General features: G+C 68.6%; 15 protein-coding genes. 9 read left to right on the top strand and 6 right to left on the bottom strand.

All coding sequences use genetic code 11. The annotated features are described in order from the left end of the window. Positions 1 to 60: 60 nt before the first annotated feature. Complete coding sequence (locus tag D577_RS0112980; RefSeq protein ID WP_026289076.1) at positions 61 to 594, top strand: macro domain-containing protein; 534 nt, start codon at positions 61 to 63, stop codon at positions 592 to 594. On the opposite strand, the gene D577_RS0112975 is transcribed toward D577_RS0112980, so the two are convergent. The 3 genes from D577_RS0112975 to D577_RS0112965 are packed head-to-tail and all read right to left on the bottom strand — an operon-like array spanning position 584 to position 5,513. Then, complete coding sequence (locus D577_RS0112975; RefSeq protein WP_018947897.1) at positions 584 to 3,667, bottom strand: efflux RND transporter permease subunit; 3,084 nt, start codon at positions 3,665 to 3,667, stop codon at positions 584 to 586. The two genes, D577_RS0112980 and D577_RS0112975, sit on opposite strands and share 11 nt — an antisense overlap. 14 nt (positions 3,668 to 3,681) lie before the next feature. After that, the gene (locus D577_RS0112970; protein ID WP_018947896.1) at positions 3,682 to 4,794 is read right to left on the bottom strand and encodes an efflux RND transporter periplasmic adaptor subunit; all 1,113 of its coding nucleotides are present in this window, start codon (positions 4,792 to 4,794) and stop codon (positions 3,682 to 3,684) included. Beyond that, a complete protein-coding gene (locus tag D577_RS0112965) occupies positions 4,791 to 5,513 on the bottom strand; it encodes a TetR/AcrR family transcriptional regulator (protein WP_018947895.1) in 723 nt (240 codons plus the stop codon). Before D577_RS0112965 ends, D577_RS0112970 begins: the two co-directional genes overlap by 4 nt. Before the next feature lie 180 nt (positions 5,514 to 5,693). Here D577_RS0112965 and D577_RS0112960 point away from each other — a divergent pair, with 180 nt between their 5' ends. From D577_RS0112960 to katG, 4 genes are all read left to right on the top strand, one after another. Beyond that, the gene (locus tag D577_RS0112960) at positions 5,694 to 6,563 is read left to right on the top strand and encodes a hypothetical protein (protein ID WP_018947894.1); all 870 of its coding nucleotides are present in this window, start codon (positions 5,694 to 5,696) and stop codon (positions 6,561 to 6,563) included. A 48-nt stretch (positions 6,564 to 6,611) separates the two neighbouring features. Further along, positions 6,612 to 7,502 (top strand): hypothetical protein, encoded by an 891-nt coding sequence (locus D577_RS0112955; protein ID WP_244263472.1) that lies wholly within the window; start codon positions 6,612 to 6,614, stop codon positions 7,500 to 7,502. 58 nt (positions 7,503 to 7,560) lie between these two features. Continuing rightward, positions 7,561 to 8,403, top strand: coding sequence for a PH domain-containing protein (locus tag D577_RS0112950; protein WP_018947892.1), 843 nt, complete (start codon positions 7,561 to 7,563; stop codon positions 8,401 to 8,403). A gap of 161 nt (positions 8,404 to 8,564) precedes the next feature. Next, the gene (gene katG / locus D577_RS0112945) at positions 8,565 to 10,790 is read left to right on the top strand and encodes a catalase/peroxidase HPI (protein ID WP_018947891.1); all 2,226 of its coding nucleotides are present in this window, start codon (positions 8,565 to 8,567) and stop codon (positions 10,788 to 10,790) included. A 103-nt stretch (positions 10,791 to 10,893) separates the two neighbouring features. On the opposite strand, the gene D577_RS0112940 is transcribed toward katG, so the two are convergent. Beyond that, on the bottom strand, positions 10,894 to 11,439 hold the full coding sequence (locus D577_RS0112940; RefSeq protein ID WP_018947890.1) for a hypothetical protein: 546 nt from the start codon (positions 11,437 to 11,439) through the stop codon (positions 10,894 to 10,896). 117 nt (positions 11,440 to 11,556) lie between these two features. Between D577_RS0112940 and D577_RS0112935 the strand changes: the two genes are divergently transcribed. Further along, positions 11,557 to 12,234: a hypothetical protein gene (locus D577_RS0112935; RefSeq protein ID WP_018947889.1), complete on the top strand. Its 678-nt coding sequence runs from the start codon at positions 11,557 to 11,559 to the stop codon at positions 12,232 to 12,234. Positions 12,235 to 12,267: 33 nt separating this feature from the next. Here the strand turns inward: D577_RS0112935 and D577_RS0112930 are convergent, their stop codons facing one another. Next, entirely contained in the window at positions 12,268 to 13,206 is a 939-nt protein-coding gene (locus tag D577_RS0112930) for a pentapeptide repeat-containing protein (protein WP_018947888.1), read from the bottom strand. A 175-nt stretch (positions 13,207 to 13,381) separates the two neighbouring features. On the opposite strand from D577_RS0112930, the gene D577_RS0112925 reads away from it, so the two are divergent. The 3 genes from D577_RS0112925 (at position 13,382) to thiI (ending at position 17,210) form a co-directional block, all read left to right on the top strand. Next, positions 13,382 to 14,587: a diguanylate cyclase domain-containing protein gene (locus D577_RS0112925; RefSeq protein ID WP_026289075.1), complete on the top strand. Its 1,206-nt coding sequence runs from the start codon at positions 13,382 to 13,384 to the stop codon at positions 14,585 to 14,587. Between the two features lie 158 nt (positions 14,588 to 14,745). Further along, positions 14,746 to 15,714, top strand: coding sequence for a DUF523 and DUF1722 domain-containing protein (locus D577_RS0112920; RefSeq protein ID WP_018947886.1), 969 nt, complete (start codon positions 14,746 to 14,748; stop codon positions 15,712 to 15,714). Further along, positions 15,711 to 17,210, top strand: coding sequence for a tRNA uracil 4-sulfurtransferase ThiI (gene thiI / locus D577_RS0112915; protein WP_018947885.1), 1,500 nt, complete (start codon positions 15,711 to 15,713; stop codon positions 17,208 to 17,210). The genes D577_RS0112920 and thiI overlap by 4 nt, the downstream gene beginning before the upstream one ends. Before the next feature lie 70 nt (positions 17,211 to 17,280). Here thiI and D577_RS0112910 read toward each other — a convergent pair. Further along, positions 17,281 to 17,538 (bottom strand): transposase (locus D577_RS0112910; RefSeq protein WP_026289074.1); only part of this gene is annotated, 258 nt, incomplete at its 5' end.

Below are 17,538 nucleotides of genomic sequence, written 5' to 3'. Positions count from 1 at the left end.
GGTGGGCCGGCTGGCCTATGCTTGAGACGGAAATGATCAGGGAAAGACGGGGGAAGAATGATGCAGGTTGTGGTTCGGGGAGTGAAGATCGAGTGCGTTACCGGTGACATCGTCGAGCAGCACGACATGGACGCCATCGTCAACGCGGCCAATGCCTGGCTGCGCCCGGGCGGGGGCGTGGCCGGCGCCATCCACCATGCGGCGGGGCCGGAGCTGGAACGTGAGTGCGAGCCGCTGGCGCCGATCGAGCCGGGACAGGCGGTCATAACGGATGGGCACCGGCTGCTGAACCGTTACGTGATCCATTGCCTCGGTCCGGTGTACGGGCGTGACGAACCGGCCAGTCGCCTGCTGGCCTCGTGCTATCGCGAGGCCCTGGCGCGCGCCGAGGAGGCGGGGATCTTCAGCATCGCGTTCCCGGCGCTGTCCACCGGGGCGTTTGGTTACCCCGTCGAGGACGCGGCGCGTGTCGCTCTGGAGACGGTAGTGCACCGGACCCCGCATCTGGAGTCGGTGCGCTACATCCGCTTCGTGCTGAGCAAGGACGAGGACCGCGACATCCACGCACGCATCCTCAAGGAACTTACCGGGTAGCGGCGAGGCTGTCGGCGTAGTGGTCGCGGGCGACGTAGGTGTAGATCGCCGGGACCACGAACAGGGTGAACAGCGTGCCGATGGCCATGCCGGCGGCGATCACCAGCCCCATGGCGAAGCGCGAGCCGGCGCCGGCGCCGGTGGACATCAGCAGCGGCACCATGGCCACCACGGTGGCGGTGGTGGTCATCAGGATCGGCCGCAGGCGCAGGCTGGCGGCCTCCTCGATCGCGTCGCGCAGCGGGTGCCCCTGGCGCTGCAGCTGGTTGGCGAACTCCACGATCAGGATGCCGTGCTTGGCGATCAGGCCGATCAGCGTCAGCAGGCCCACCTGGGTATAGATGTTCAGCGAGGTCACGCCCAGGCTGATGAAGATCAGCGCGCCGGCGATGGACATTGGCACCGTGGTGAGGATGATCAGCGGGTCGCGGAACGACTCGAACTGCGCGGCCAGCACCAGGAAAATCACGAGCAGGGCGAAGAAGAACGTCACCACCAGGTCGCCGCCCTCGGCCTTCAGCTGGCGGGATTCACCCGCGTAGTCCACGTTCACGTCCGGCGGCAGCACCTCGGCGGCGATCTCGTCGATCAGCTCCAGCGCCTCGCCCAGGGTCACGCCCGGGGCCGGCACGCCCTGCAGGGTCACGGCGTTGAGCTGCTGGAAGCGGTTCAGCTGGCGCGGGGTGACGCTCTCCTCGAGGGTCACGATGCTGGACAGCGGCACCGGCGTGCCGTCGGCGGTGCGGGTGAACAGCTCCTCCAGCTGCTCCGGGGTCAGGCGGTCGGAGCGCTGCACCTGGGGGATTACCCGGTAGCTGCGGTTCTCCATCGCGAAGCGCCCGGTGTAGCCCCCGGAGAGGAACGTGGCGAGGTCGGCGTTCAGCGTGGTCATGTCGATGCCGAGCTGGGCCGCGCGCTCGCGGTCGATCTTCAGGTCCACCCGCGGCTTGTCGAAGTCGAGATCGGTATCCAGGAAGATGAAGCGCCCGGTCGCCATCGCGCGTTCGGTGATCTCGTCACTGAAGGTCTCGAGTTCCTCGAACGAGGCCGTGGAGTTGAACACCACGCTGACCGGCGCACCGTCGCCCGGGGTCGGCAGCTGCGGTGGCTGGACCGCGAACACCTCCAGCCCCGGGATGCGGTCCAGCGCCGGTTGCAGGTCTTCTTCCAGGATCGTATCGGTATCGCGCTCGCGCTGTTCCCACGGTGTCATCACGAAGCCACCCAGCGCCTGGTTGGTCGCGCCGGCCATGCCCGGGCCGCCGCCGAAGCCGTTGACGATGAAGATGTTGTCCATCTCCGGGATTTCGTCGAACAGGCGGTCGGTCAGCGCCGTGTTGCGCTCCAGGTAGTCGATGCCCATGTGCGGGTCGCCCTCCATGATGGAGAAGGCGAAGCCCTGATCCTCGGGCGGTTCCAGTTCCGACTGCGAGGTGACGAACAGGAAATAGCACGAGACCAGCACGATGGCGCCGAACACCGCGATGGTGAACCGGTCGCTGAGGGCCCCGTGCAGACGCCGCCGGTAGCGCCGGCGCAGGCCGTCGAAGCGGTCATCCAGCCAGGTCTCGATGCGTCCGCGCCGCTGGCCGTCGCCGTGGCGCAGGATCTTCGAACACATCATCGGCGAGAGGGTGATGGCGACGATGCCCGAGATCACCACGGTGGCCGCCAGGGTGAAGGCGAACTCGATGAACAGCGTGCCGGTCAGCCCGCCGATGAAGCCCAGCGGCAGGAACACCGCGACCAGCGTGGTGGACATGGCCACGATCGGCCAGGCCAGCTCGCGCGCACCCTGCAGCGCGGCCTCCATGCGCGACATCCCCTCCTCGATATGCCGCGAGATGTTCTCCAGCATGATGATCGCGTCGTCCACCACGATGCCGATCGCCAGGACCATCGCCAGTAGCGTCAGGAGGTTGAGCGAGAAGCCCATCAGCAGCATCAGCATGAAGGTGCCGACCAGCGACAGTGGCACCGCCACCGCGGGGATGATCACGCTGCGCAGCGAGCCCAGGAACAGGTAGATCACCACCAGCACGATCAGCAGCGCGAGGGCGATGGTGATCAGCACCTCGTTGATCGCGCTCTCGATGTAGTCGGTGGAGTCGTAGACGATCTCGCCGTTCAGCCCCGACGGCAGCCGTGGTTCCACGCGCTCGCCGAAGACCTCGCGCACCTCGGCGATCACGTCCAGGGCGTTGGCGTCCGGCGCCAGCTCGATCCCCATGAACGTGGCCGCCTGACCGTTGAAGCGCACCGAGGAGTCGTAGGTCTCCGAGCCGAGTTCTACCTCGGCCACGTCGGCCAGGCGCACCAGGTCGCCGTCGGCCTCGAACAGTACCAGCTGCTCGAATTCCTCGACGCTCTGCAGGTCGGTGTCGGCGGTGAGGTCGAGGCTGACCATCGAACCCCGGGTCTGGCCGACCGCGGAGAGCACGTTGTTGCCCTCCAGTGCCTGGCGCACGTCGCGCCCGCTGACCCCGTACGCGGCCATGCGGTCGGCGTCCAGCCAGGCCCGCATCGCAAACGCTTCGCCGCCGAGGATCTCGGCACGCTGCACGCCGTTGACGGTGGACAGCTCCGGCTGGACCTCGCGCACGAGGTAGTCGGTGATCTGGTTGTTGTCGAGCTGTTCGGAATAGAACGACAGGTACATCGCCGCGACGTCGTCGCCCACCGACAGGTCCACCACGGGGTCCTCGGCCTCGGCCGGGAGCTCGGAGCGGATCTTGTCGACCTGTGCGGAGATCTGGGTCAGCGCCTCGTTGGGGTCGTAGTCCAGCTCCAGATGGGCCTGCACCGTGCTGGTGCCCGCCATGCTGGAGGAGACGATGTAGTCGATGCCCTCGGCCTCGGCGACCTCGCGCTCCATCGGGGTGGTGATGAAGCCCTCGACCAGATCGGCTTCCGCGCCGATATACGAGGTGCTGACGGTCACCACCGCGTTCTGCACCTCGGGGAACTGGCGGACGTTCAGGTCCACCACCGCGCGGATGCCGAACAGCAGGATGAACAGGCTGACCACCGTGGCCAGAACCGGCTTCTGGATGAAGACGTCGGTGAAACGCATGATCGCGGTCCGGCTCAGCGAGTGTCCGGGCGCGGGTCGCGCTCGGCATCCGGCTGGGCGTCTTCGGTGATGTTCACCGGGGTGTCGTTCTGCAGCTTGAGCAGGCCGCTGGCGGCCACGGTGTCACCTTCCTCCAGCCCGTCGCGGATGCGGATCAGGTCGCCGCGCCGTTCGCCGGTCTCGACCAGGCGCTGTTCCACCCGCTTCTGCCCGTCATCGTCCTCGAACACCACGAACGCCGACTGGCCCCACGGGGCGTGGCGGATGGCGGTCTGCGGCACCACCAGGCCTTCCTCGGCCTCGCCGCGTTCCAGCGTCACGCGGGCGAACTGGCCCGGGCGCAGGCGATGGTCCTCGTTGTCGAGGGTGGCCTGCACGCGGAACATGCGCGACGCGGGACGCACCCGCGGCTCGATGGCGGTGATGACGCCGGTGAAAACGGCGTCGTGCGCATCGGTCCGGATACGCACTTCCTGGCCCGGTTCGACTTCGCTCAGGCGTCGCTCGGGCAGGGTGAAGTTGAGGTGGATCGGATCCAGGGTCTGCAGTTCGACCACGGGGTCGCCGGGGCCGACGAACTGGCCCTCGTCGATCTGGCGGATGCCCAGCTGGCCGTCGAACGGGGCGCGCAGGCTCTTCTGTCGGATGCGTTCTTCCTGCGAGCGCACGGCGGCGCGGGCCTGTTCCGCCTCGGTCTGCCGGCGCTGCAGTTCGGAGTCGGAGATGCTGTCGCGCGCCGCCAGCCCGCGGGCGCGCTGCAGCTCGCTTTCGGCCAGCATGGCCGCGGCCTGCAGGCTCTCCAGCTCGGCGCGGTCGAGGGCGGTGTCCAGTTCCACCAGGGTCTCGCCTTCGGCGACCTCGGTGCCGCTGGAGAACCGGATGCGATCCACCAGTCCCTGGCTCTGGAAGCTCAGGGTCGCGCCGCGCACTGCCTCCAGGCTGCCGATGGCGCGGGTCTCGGGCGTCCACGCGTCGGTCTCGACGGTGGCCGCGTTGATGGTCGCCTCGGGTTCGGGCATGTCCTCGAAATACTCGGCGATCTGCTGGTCCATGAAGGCCTTGAACCCGAAGATCCCGCCCAGTACCACGGCCACGCCGAACAGCATGTAGAAGAAACGGCGGCTCACTGGAAGGTCTCCTGCAGCACGGCGCGCACGCGCTCGGTCTCCGCGCGCACCACCGAGGGTTCGTCGGGGTCCACGCGCGGCTCCCAGCGCCAGCCGGTCATCAGTGCGTGGAAATGGCGGATCAGGTGGTCCAGCGGCTGGCCGATGTCATAGGCCTCCAGCAGGCCGCGGGCATTCGCGAGGCTCTGCATGCCCTGGTTCAGGGCCCAGGGGCCGAGCCCCATCTCTTCGGCGGAGATCTCCCGTGCCGCGGGAAGGTCCCCCTTTTCCCGGGCCCTTTCCACCACGCCACTCACGGCATCGCTGATGGGCTGGGCGGCGGTGAGCAGGGCCTCCCGGCGTTCCTGCGAGATCTGCGCCCAGACCGCTTCGGTGAGCAGGTACTGCATCAGGCGGTAGTGGTCCGGGTTGGCGGTGGCGAAATCGAGGTCGGTCAGTACGATCGCCAGCATCTGCGAGCGCGTGCCCAGCGGCAGCTCCGGCAGCCGGCGGAAGCGTTCGGCGTGCTGGATGGTGGTGCGCGTCGCCACCGCGGCCAGCAGGTCCTCCTTGGAGGCGAAGTGCTGGTACAGCGTGCCCGTGGCGTATTCGCAGGCGGCGGCCAGCTTCGACATCTGCAGGGCCAGCAGGCCGTCCGTGCGGATCAGCTCGTGGGCCTTGTCGATGAACAGCTGTTCGCGTGCCTGGCGCTCGCGTTGCTTGCGGTCTTCGGTTCCCATGACGCTGCAGGCTAGCGAACCCGGAACGATTTGTGAACCGAGTTCATGGATTGTTTCGGGTTCGTTCCATCGACTGGAACACGCTGCGGCCGATCGGCGTCTGTTGGAGGGTCGGCCCCATACCCCTGCCGGCCGTCGGGAAAGTATCCTTGAGGGGAAGGCAGGCCACGAGGAAGGCCCATGAAGACACTGCGCGAACGGATGGCGGACAACGGGTTCGAGTCGAACATCGACTACGCCCATCATGTGGACTGCGTGCTGGCCCAGGCGGGCGGCGTGATCCCCACGCTGAACGTCGAGGGAGATTCGGGCCGGCGCAAGACGGCTTTTGCCAACGCGCTGGCCGCGGCACTGGAAGTCCCGCACGTGCTCTATCACGACTTCACCCAGGCGCAGGATCCGGTGCCGACCGCACAGCCGGCATCCAACCCGGAGGAGGGCGGGCGCGAGGAACCGCCGATCCCGGCGTTCGACCGCGAGGTCTCCAGTGCCTGTGCGTATTCCGAGGGCGAGCGCACCATCCTGATCCTGGATCAGCTGCAGGCGGCGGATTTCCGCGAGCACCTGCGGCTGTACCGCTTCGTGGTCGATCGCGAGTGGTCGATGGGCGGGTCGTCGTTCGTGGCCAGTCCGGAGCGGCTGATGCTGGTCCTGATCTCGGAAGAACCGGTCTATCATTCATTGAAGAAGGTCGGTTTCAGCGTGTGGGTTCCGCGCGCCTCGGTGGGCGAGGCGGATTACCGCCCGGAGGACTTCGGCCTGGGGCCGGAGGCGGAGGGCCTGATGTGCGGCCTCGGGGAGCTGTTCCGGGCGCTGGGTGTGCAGCCCACGCCGTCGGAGTTCCAGCGGCTGCTGGACGACATCCGCAACCGCGTGCGTACCCGCGAGGAGCTGACCCATTCGATCTTCGGCCGGACCGAGGGCATCGACCACACGCTGCTGGTCTCCGATGCGATCCAGCAACGCATGGAACGGCTGATGCCGGAGCTGTGGGAGTTTGTGGGGTCGGAGCACGTGGAACTTTCCGGCGTGCCCCCGGATCCCGAGTAGACGGATACCGGGCCGCAGGGCCCGGGTCGCACGCAGGGGAGGATGGCCATGGTACGGACGGGACGGACAGTGGCCGCGGGCTGGCGGCTTGCGGGTGTGGCGGGACTGATTCTGTTGCTGGCGGGCTGCGGGCGCGCCTTTCCGGAGCCCGCGCCGGAGCGCGAGTTCGCCGACGGGCTGTCGGCCGAGACCCTGTTCGAGCGCACGCTGGAGGCCCACGGGGGTGATCTGCGCGAGGACCCGCGCGACTTCAACATGGCCACCGACGGCGAATGGGGACGCATGATACAGCGCGTGCAGCCGCTGGTGGCGGATACCGGTTTCCGCGGACGCTCGGAAGAACGCTATCGCCCGGCGGATTCGCTCTACGTGCGCGAGTACACCGGCCCCGAGGGGGTGAAGCACGTGTTTCGCCACGAGGGCACGATCAGCGTGTACTACAACGGGGAGTTCGAGACCGATCCGGACCGGGTCGCCGCCACCGCGATGACCATCGACGCCGGCGAGCTGTTCCATTTCGGCCCCAGTTTCGTGAAGCACCGCGCCACCGATCTGCAGCGCCTGCCGGACCGGCGCGAGGATGGCGTGGGCTACCATCGGGTGCTGGCGACCATCGAACCGGGCTTCGGCTTTGCCGAACGCGACGAGGTGGTGATGTGGATCCATCCGGAGACCGACCGGCTCTACCGCGTACACATCACGCTGGAGGGCTTCGAACGCACGCAGGGGGCGCACGTGGACACCACGTTCCTGGAGTACGAGGAAGTCGGGCCGTATGTCCTGCCGTCGCGCTTCGAGGAACGGGTGCGCGGGCCGCTGCGCCTGCACGTGCATGACTGGTGGGTGACCGGACGCGACATGGATCGTGGCTGGGAGATCGAGGACGTGCGCGGACCCGGGTTCTCGGGCGCGGCCGAGCCGCCGGCCGCCGAGGAATAAGCCGTTCGCTGATAGACTGGCGTCCTTTTTCGGGAACGGATAATCGCGAGAGGGCTTGATGGCGCAGGGTTTCTGGGCACGACTGGGGCGGCAGATGCCGCTGATCCTGGCGGTGGCAACGGTGATCTCGCTGCTGGGGGCCATGCTGGTTCGAGGTGGCAGTTCCCTCGGGTTCGTGGCGGCGTTCGTGGTGCTGCTGCCGCTGACACTGGCAGCGGCGCTGATCCGCTGGTGGCCGGGCGGGCGCACGGCGCGCGAGGTCTGCCGTGGCGAGCGCGTGCGCCGGGCGCTGTGGATGCTGGCGGCCGCGCTGATGATCTCGGCGGTCATCACCCTGGTGGCCGGGGTCGCGTGGTCCGGGGCGCGCGTCGGCAACATGCTGCTGGTGGCGGGCATCCTGCTGTTGCCGCCGGCGGTGCTGATCAGCCTGCTGGTGATCCTGGGGCGGCGTTCCATCGAACTGCGCGAAGAGCTGGAGCCCGGGTCGCATGTGGAGCTGGAGACCAACGCCCACTGGGCGGTGTTTCTGCCGGCGCTGGGGGTGCTGGGGATCACGGCGCTGCTGGCTATCGGCCCGCTCGGGGTGTGGGGCCTGGGCGCGGCCGCAGTGCTCTACCTGGTGGTCCTGCCGGGGCTGGCGATTCGGGGGCTGGCCAGTTTCGTGAACTCCGAGGCGGTGCTGACCGATCGTTACCTCCACGTGGCCAGCGGGCTGTTGTGGCAGCGCGCGTTGCGCTTCGATCTCAAGCGAGTCGGCGACATCGGGGTGAAACAGCACTGGCTGGGACGGCGCCTGGGCTTCGGCAAGGTCACGGTGGTCGATGCCGACGGGCACGCGAAGGTCGTGCCCGGCCTGCGCGATCCGGCCGGCCTGGTGCAGCGCGTCCGGGCCCGGTTGTGAAGCAAAGCGGCGAAATAGTTGATGCCTAATACAACAATGTGCAAACGATAATGGCATCTATTCTCAATCCTGCTATACCTCATGACAGAGGAAGGCGATGCCGTGACCCGGAGTCCGGTTTGCGCCCTCCCTGCTGAATGCAACCGAACGAGGAGAGAGAGATGGCAGGAGACAAAGCGAACGCCGAAGGCAAGTGCCCGGTGATGCACGGAAGCCGTACCCGCAACGATGCCGGCGGCGGTGGTCCGCGTGACTGGTGGCCCAACCAGCTGAATCTGGGCATCCTGCACCAGCACGGGATCGAGTCCGATCCGCTGGGGCCGGAGTTCGATTATGCCGGGGCCTTCAGCCAGCTGGATCTGAAGGCGGTCAAGCAGGACCTGGCCGATCTGATGACCGACTCCCAGGACTGGTGGCCGGCCGACTACGGCCATTACGGCCCGTTGCTGATCCGCATGGCCTGGCACGCCGCCGGGACCTATCGCACCGCCGACGGCCGGGGCGGGGCCTCCACCGGCAACCAGCGGTTCGCCCCCATCAACAGCTGGCCGGACAACGCCAACCTCGACAAGGCGCGGCGTCTGCTGTGGCCGATCAAGCAGAAATACGGCAACAAGATCTCCTGGGCCGACCTGTACATCCTGGCCGGCAACGTGGCGCTGGAATCCATGGGCTTCGAGACCTTCGGCTTCGGCGGCGGTCGCGAGGACATCTGGGCCCCGGAAGAGGACATCTACTGGGGTGCCGAGGACGAGTGGCTGGCGACCAGTGATCACGCGAAGAGCCGCTATTCCGGCGAGCGCGAACTCGAGGATCCGCTGGCCGCGGTGCAGATGGGGCTGATCTACGTGAACCCCGAGGGCCCGGACGGCAACCCGGACCCGCTGAAGCTGGCATTCGACATCCGCGAGACCTTCGAGCGCATGGCGATGAACGACTACGAGACGGTGGCGCTGACCGCCGGCGGGCACACCTTCGGCAAGGTGCATGGCGCGGGCGATGCCGCCCACGTGGGACCGGAACCGGAGGCCGCGCCGCTGGAGGAGATGGGCCTGGGCTGGAAGAGCAGCTATGGTTCCGGCAAGGGCCGCGACACCATTACCAGCGGGCTGGAGGGCTCCTGGACCCCGACCCCGCGGCAGTGGGACATGAGCTACCTGGAGGTGCTGTTCAAGTACGACTGGGAGCTGAGCAAGAGCCCGGCCGGCGCCTCGCAGTGGGTGCCGAAGAACCTCGCCGACGAGGACCGCGCGCCGGATGCCGAGGACCCGTCGCAGAAGGTGGGCATCATGATGACCACCGCCGACATGGCGATGCGCGAGGATCCCGAATACCGCAGGATCGCCCTGCACTTCAAGGAGAACCCGGAGGAGTTCGCCGACGCCTTCGCGCGCGCCTGGTTCAAGCTGACGCACCGTGACATGGGGCCGAAGGATCGTTACCTCGGACCGGAAGTCCCCGCCGAGGATCTGATCTGGCAGGACCCGGTGCCGCCGGTGGATCACGTGCTGATCGACGAGCAGGACGCCGAACGGCTGAAGGCCGGGATCCTCGCGACCGGTCTGTCGGTGCAGGAGCTGGTGGCCACGGCGTGGTGCTCGGCCTGCACCTTCCGTCAGTCGGACAAGCGTGGCGGGGCCAACGGGGCCCGCATCCGTCTGGCGCCGCAGAAGGACTGGGAGGCGTTCGAACCGCAGCAGCTGGCGAAGGTGCTGGACCGGCTGGAGGGCGTGCGCAAGTCCTTCAATGACGAGCAGTACGGGGACAAGCGCATCTCCCTGGCCGACATGATCGTGCTGGGCGGAGCGGCCGCGATCGAGAAGGCCGCGGCGGATGCCGGGCACCCGGTGTACGTGCCGTTCGTCCCCGGACGCACGGATGCGACCGAGGAGCAGACCGACGCCGAGTCCTTCGAGCCGATGAAGCCCGAAGCCGACGGTTTCCGCAACTACCGCCGGGCGCGCTTCACCGTGGCCGAAGAGGAGATGCTGCTGGACCGCGCCCAGCTGCTGGGCCTGACGGCCCCCGAGATGACGGTGCTGGTAGGCGGCATGCGGGCACTGGGTGCCAACCACGGCGGTTCGAAGGACGGCGTGCTGACCGAGCGTCCCGGGCAGCTGACCAACGACTTCTTCGTGAACCTGGTCGACATGGGCATCGAATGGCAGCCGGTGGACGAGCATGGCGAGCTGTTCGAGGGGAGTGATCGCCACACCGGCGAGAAGAAGTGGACCGGGACCCGCGTGGACCTGGTGTTCGGCTCCAACTCGCAGCTGCGGGCCCTGGCCGAGGCCTATGCCCAGGACGACGCGGCGGAGAAGTTCGTCTGGGACTTCGTCGATGCCTGGAACAAGGTGATGAACGCCGATCGCTTCGATCTGATGTAAGTCGATTGCCGTAAAACCGGAGCCCGCCCCGCTTTGTTCGCCTGTGGGAACCTGCTTGCAGGCGAACAGAGGGCGGGCGCCCGGTCCTTTTCGGGCCCCGACCTTACTTCTGTTCGGGCAGGGTGGTGTCGAACTCCACCTCCACCGAGCGCGTGCGCGACGGATCCGTCTCCTCGCTCAGCGGATTCTCCCGGTGGTGCAGCTCGCCCGAAACCCGGCCGCTGATGCGGGCGGTATCCCCGTCGACCTCCAGGCGGTCGAACTCGTACTCCACATTCTCGAGCTGGTCGTTGCCCACGAAATCGGGGCCGCCGGCCTGTTCGTGATAATAGCTGACCTCCACCCTGCCCACGTTGTCGTTGAAGGTCGTCACGCTGACGATCAGCGAGCCCAGGGGGTTGGGCGTGCTGCCGTCGCGCAGCCCGTGCAGGTTGAACAGGCGGGCCCCGGCTGGCAGGTCGGTGAAGAAGGCCGGTCCTCCGTCATCCGTGTCGAAACGTTCCCAGGTCCGTTCGTCGCCATCGATCGTGCCGCTCATTACGACCTCGCCGGCGACGGCCTGTCCGCCGGTCAGCGCGAGGGTGGTACCGGCCGCCAGACCCGCCAGCAGGGTGGCTCGGGTGCGGGTATTCGGTTTCGTCGGCTGCATGCTGCCTCCAGTGGAAGGGATATTGCGAACAGCCTAAACTGCGCCCCTCCCGCCGTCGCCCCTCAAACGCAGGGGAGATCGATCGAGCCACCGCATGCACAGGGACGAGAATCCGCGATGAACACCAATACCTTCTACAACCGCCTTTCCGAGAAGATCAGCGACCTGATCCTCGCGGTCATCGCGCTGGGGCTGCTGGTGGTTTCGGTCGAATACGTGCAGTTCCTGACCGATCACCCGTCCACCATCCGGGACCCGGAGTTCTGGAAGCGCATCGTGCTGACGGCGCTGGTCACGGTCTTCACTGCCTATAAATTCATCGCCTACTCGGCCTATTTCTGCAATCCCGACAACGGCGCCCGCCTGGCCGGGCTCAGCCCGCGCCGCATCGTGGTCCTGTTCCTGCTGGATCTGGTCGAGGTCACGCTGGTGGCCTGGCTGTACGCCATCCTGCTGATCGGTCACCTGACCTCGCTGGGCGGGCGCGAGGCCACCATCAGCGTGGAGCTGGGCGCCACCATGCTGCCCTTCCTGTTCCTGTTCCTGGCGCTGTGGCATCTGACCGTACTGGTCTGGTACCGGGTGGCCCGCGGCGGTTACCGCGACATGTTGATCCACCTCGCCTTCGCGCTGGCCTACCTGGCCATGATGACCCTGCTGCTGGCCGCCGACACCGTGCGCTACAAGGAGCTGTTCGACTGGGGCGCGATCGCCTTCTTCGCCGGCTGCGTGGCGCTGCTCTACTGGGTCAAGGGCATCCCCGACATCCGCAACGCCCTCGATCGGGCTGCCTGAAACCAGTCTGTCCGGCACCGCCCGGACCGCGTATCACTCGCAGGTGCCGACGGCTTCGGGCGGACAGCGCGAGCCGTCCGGCCACAGCGCACGGCCCAGGCGGGCCCCGTTCAGGTCGGCGTCCTGCGGGTTGGCTTCGCGAAAGTCCACGTGGCGCAGGTCGGCGCCCGAGAAGTCCGCACCGGCCAGCTCCGCGCCACGCAGGGTGGCGCCCCGCAGCCGGGCGTCCGTCAGGCGTGCGTCGGCGAGGCTTGCGTGGGTCAGGTCGGCGAACTCCAGCAGGGCCCCGTCCAGCCGGGCCCCCTGCAGGCGGGCGCCGCCCAGGCGGGCCTCGCGCAGACTGGCCCGTGTCAGGTCCGCCTCGCGCAGGTCGGCCACCGGCATCTCGCAGCGATTCCAGTTGACCTCCGGAGCCGGCGGGGCCGAGCAGTCGCGGCCGGTGGTCTCCGGCGGCGGTTCGCGCAGCAGCCACAGCAGGAGGATCGCCACCGCCAGCGTCGCCCCCAGCGTGGCCCAGCGGCGAGGCCCGCGGAGTATCGCGGGGATTTGTTGTGCCGGGAGGGTCAGAAGCTCCACCCACTGCCGGCGATGGGTCAGGGTTTCCGGCGACTCGGGCCGGCGCCGCTCGCCCTCGCGGCGTTCGAGGAGTTCCGGCGGGGTGTCCTCGTCCGGGGCGCGGCGTTCGCGCAGGCGCTCGTCCTCGCGCAGTCGGGCCTGCTGCAGGCGTTCCAGCCCCTCCGGGGTGTCGGCATGCAGCAGTTCCTCCGGGATCAGCTCGGGTACCTCGCGCAGCGGGTACCACAGGTGCGGCGTCGGCCCGACTTCGTCGTCCGGAGTGAGCCGACCGAGGATCAGGTAGCGCCGGATCAGATGCGCCGGAAACGGCCCGTGCACCTCGCCGTCGCGCCGGGTGTACCACAGCTCGTAGCCCTCGCTGTCCCGTTCCGGCGTCTCGCCCGGCTCATCGCTCATGGCTGTCCCCTTCCGCACCTGCGTGCAGTGTAGTGGCCTCCTTGCCGGGTCGCGACACCCGGGAACGCCGCCGTATGGCGGGATCCGTCCAAGACCGCCCGATTTGCGCGGTTGTGTTGCCGGGGGTGTGATGGCGTTCGCATAGTGCATTTCGCGCGTCGTTCGTGGGGGATGCATGCAGTTTTCGCAAAGGGTGAAGCGGATCGGCGGGCGGCTGGTGAGTGCCATCACCCTGGCGTTCGTGATCCTGCTGGCGGGCATGCTCGTGGTGGTGGCCAACAGCGTCTGGCAGAACCAGCGGCTGCTGGACGAGCTCCACCACATGACCGAGGAACGGGCCCAGCGGATCCAGCTGGCGTCCGATCTGCTCGAGGCGGCCTACAACCGGCACCAGACCATGGTGAATCAGGTGCTGACGGATGATCCGTTCGAGCGTGACGACCTGCTGATGGAGTACCACCGCTGGGGTCACCGCGTCGGTGAGGTTCGCGCGGCCCTGGACGAGCGCGTGACCGAGCCGGTGGCCCGCGAGCGGCTGGAGGAGCAGGATGCGCTGATCCCCGAGATCGTGGAGCTGCAGGACGAGGTCGTGGACCTGGCATCGCGCGACGAGATCGAGCCTGCGATGGCGATCCTCAGTGAGCGCCTGTTCGACCTGGATCGCGAATTCGATGCATCGATCGAGGCACTGCGTGCCCACGAGCGGGCGCAGATGGAGGCCGCGGCCGAACGTGCGCGCGAGGTCGGGGCCAATACGCAGCGGTTCATGCTCGTGTTCGGCGGTGGCGGACTGGTGTTCGCCCTGGCCCTGACGCTGGTGACCCGCCGGACGCTGGTGGCGATGCATCATGACCTGCGTGAACAGGCCTCCCGGCTGGAGGAAGCCGGCCGTCGGCTGGAGCACGAGGCCACGCACGATCCCCTGACCGGCCTGCCCAACCGCCGTGCCTTCTATCGACAGCTGGAGGACGCGATCGAGCGCGGCCGCGAGACCGGCGAAACGTTCTCGGTGGCCTTCATCGACCTGGACCATTTCAAGCCGGTGAACGACCGCCTGGGGCATGCTGCGGGGGATGAGCTGCTGGGGGTGGTGGCCCGGCGGCTGGAAGAAGCGGTTCCGGAGACCGCGTGCGTGGCGCGCGTGGGCGGCGACGAATTCGCCGTGCTGCTGGCGGGCGAGGCCTCGCCGGAGACGGCAGGCGAGCGGCTGAAAGCAGCGGTGAGCCGGCCGGCGCAGCTGGCCGCGGGCGAGGTGACGCCCGCGATGACCCTGGGCTGGGCCGACGGGCCGGGGGACGGTGATCCGGATACGCTGCTGGGGCGCGCCGATCGCGAGATGTATGCCCGCAAGGCGGGTCGTACCCCGACGCCGTCCTTGTAGCGGCGGGGCACCGTGCGAAGAGGCCCGCCAGAGCTCGGCCGGACCCTGCCGACGCACTTTCCCGGAGGTTTCCATTTCCTTTGACCTTCGGGGGCGCCTACCATATGCGCTCCGAAGTACCGAGAACCGGGGCCGGTGGAAGGCTACGGCGCGCAACGATGAACGATCCCGACACTGTCCCGCCACGACCCCGTCTGGGGGTCTCGCGCTGCTTGCTGGGCGAGCGTGTGCGCTACGATGGCGGTCACCGCCGCGACGACTGGCTGACGCAGGTGCTGCTCCCGCATGTGGAGCTCGTGGCCCTGTGTCCGGAGGCCGAGGCCGGTCTGGGCACTCCACGCGAGCCGATGCAGCTGGAACGCGGGCCCGGGGATACGCAGCGACTGCGCGGACGCGAAAGCGGGCAGGATCATGCGCCGGCCCTGCGTGCCTGGGTCGATGGGCGGTTGCCGGAACTGGAAGGGCCCGCGGGTCCGGATGGCTACGTTCTGAAGGCGCGCTCGCCCAGTTGCGGGCGCGCGGTGCCGGTCAACGGCCAGCGCGAGCCGGGTCCGGGCCTGTTCGCAGCCGCGCTGGAAACGGCCGATCCGTCGCGGCTGCTGGTGGACGAGACCGCGCTGCACGATGCAGCGGCGCGCGAGGCGTTCGTGATCCGGCTGTTCGCCCTGGCGCGGCTGCGCGAACGCCTGGCCACGGAGTGGACTGCCGGTGACCTGTCGGCCTTCCATGCGCGCGAGAAGATGCTGCTGCTGGCCCATGGCCGGCCGGACTACGACCGCCTGGGTCGCCTGGTGGCGGCCGCCGGGACGCGCCCGCGCGCGGAGCTGGCGGCCGAATATGCAGAGGTGTTTGCCCGGGCGCTGGCGCGCGGGACCACGCGCGGCGCCCACGTGAACGTGCTGCAGCATCTGCTGGGGCATTTCCGCGAGCACCTGCCCGCGGACGAACGCGCGGCCCTGCAGACCGCCATCGAGGACTTCGGCGCGGGCCGCCGGGACCGCATGTCGGTGGTGCGCCGGCTGCGGGAAGATGCGGACGCGCTGCAACTGGACTGGGTGCGCCGGCAGAGCTATCTGCGGCCGGCGCCGGATGAACTGCTGACGGGTGAAGACCCCGCGAACGAATGACTGCCGAATCCGATCTGATCATTCTCCGCCAGGCGCCGGAGATCCACCTGAAGGCGCCCGGCACGCGGCGCCATTTCACCCGCATCCTGCAGCGCAACCTGCGCAAGGCGCTGGAAGGGATTCCGCATCGTCTGGCCACCGCGCAGGGGCGCCTGCTGCTGCGCACGGCGGAGCGCGAGCGGGCGCTGGAGATCCTGCCGCGGGTATTCGGCCTGAGCACCTTCTCGCCGGTGGTGGCCGAGGTCGAACCCGAGCTGGAGGCCATCGTGGACGGCGTGCGGCGGCATTTCACCGAGGCGGTGCGCGGCCGGACCTACGCGGTGCGCTGCAAGCGCCAGGGGACCAAGCGCGTGTCGGCCACCCGCATCGAGCGCGAGGCGGGCGCGGCCCTCAATGGCCCCGGGAAGGTGAACCTGGATGCGCCCGACGTGACCGTGCGCATCGATCTGCAGGAGGATCGGGCCTGGCTGTTCAGCGAACGCCGGCGGGGAGCCGGTGGGCTGCCGCTGGGAGTGCAGGGGCGCACGCTGGTGCTGCTGTCCGGGGGCTTCGATTCGGCGGTGGCCGCGTGGTACATGATGCGTCGTGGCACCACGGCGGATTTCGTGTTCTGCAACCTCGGCGGGGCCACCCACGAGGCGATGGTGGCGGCGATCGCGCGGCGTCTGGCGGGCGACTGGGCGCACGGCACCCGTCCGCGGCTGTACGTGGTCAACTTCGAGGCGGTGGTGGAGGACCTGCGCGCCAACGTCCCCGGCGACATGTGGCAGATCGTGCTCAAACGGCTGATGTACCGCGCGGCCGAGGCGGTGGCGGCGCGCAGCGGGGCCGAGGCCCTGGTCACCGGCGAGGCCCTGAGTCAGGTGTCCTCGCAGACCCTGTCCAATCTGCAGACCATCGACGCGGTGGCCACGCTGCCGGTGCTGCGGCCGTTGATCGGTTTCGACAAGCAGGAGATCACCGACCGGGCGCGGGCGATCGGCACCTTCGAGCTGTGCGAGCGGGTGCCGGAGTTCTGCGCGCTGTCGGAGCAGCCGCCGCTGGTCGAGAGCCGCACCTCGCGCATTGAACGCGCCGAGGCGGCGCTGGATCCGGCCATTCTGCAGCAGGCGATCGACGCGGTGTGCGAGCGCGATCCGCTGGCGGTGGATGACGGACCGGACGGGGTCGAGGGCGAGGGCGAGGGCGAGGGCGAGGGGATCTTCGTGGACCGCATCCCCGAGGGGGCCACGGTGATCGACTGCCAGCCACCGGAGGCCTACCGGCGCTGGCACTGGCCGGGGGCGGAGAACCATCCGGCCGACACCCTGCTGCAGGCCTTCGCCGACTGGCCCGCCGACCGCGAATACGTGCTCTACTGCCAGCGCGGCAGCAATTCGGCGGTGATCGCCGAGCGCATGCAGCGGGCCGGGTTCCGCGCGCGGGCCTTCCGCGGCGGGCTGAACCGCCTGAAAAGGCAGGAGACCAGCCCCCTGGCCGACCCGGCGCAGGGGTAGCCCGGATGCGGAATCGGCCGGAGGGCCGGCCTCCTACCGGCAGGATTTGACCGTAGATACCGTGTCTCGCTTACTGGTTGCAACCGGTGCTACAGCGAGGTTGGTACGGCTGCTGCGACTTCAGCACACCGAAGGCGATGTGGAGCAACTTCCGCATTGCGGCGCCGATCGCGGCCATCTTCGCCTTCCCACGCCGCAACAGGCGCTGGTATTGATCCCGAACGTCGGCGTTGTGATGCGCGGCGGCGATCGCTGCCATGTAGAGCTTGCGTCGCAGACCGCTTGACCCCGTCTTCGCCAGCCGCGGTTGCCGCTGGATCGAGGTGCC

Origin of the sequence: Thioalkalivibrio sp. AKL17 (genome assembly GCF_000377885.1) — a bacterium.
In the GTDB taxonomy this organism is placed as follows: Bacteria; Pseudomonadota; Gammaproteobacteria; order Ectothiorhodospirales; family Ectothiorhodospiraceae; genus Thioalkalivibrio; species Thioalkalivibrio halophilus.
This window is presented reverse-complemented; position numbering and strand designations above follow the sequence as displayed.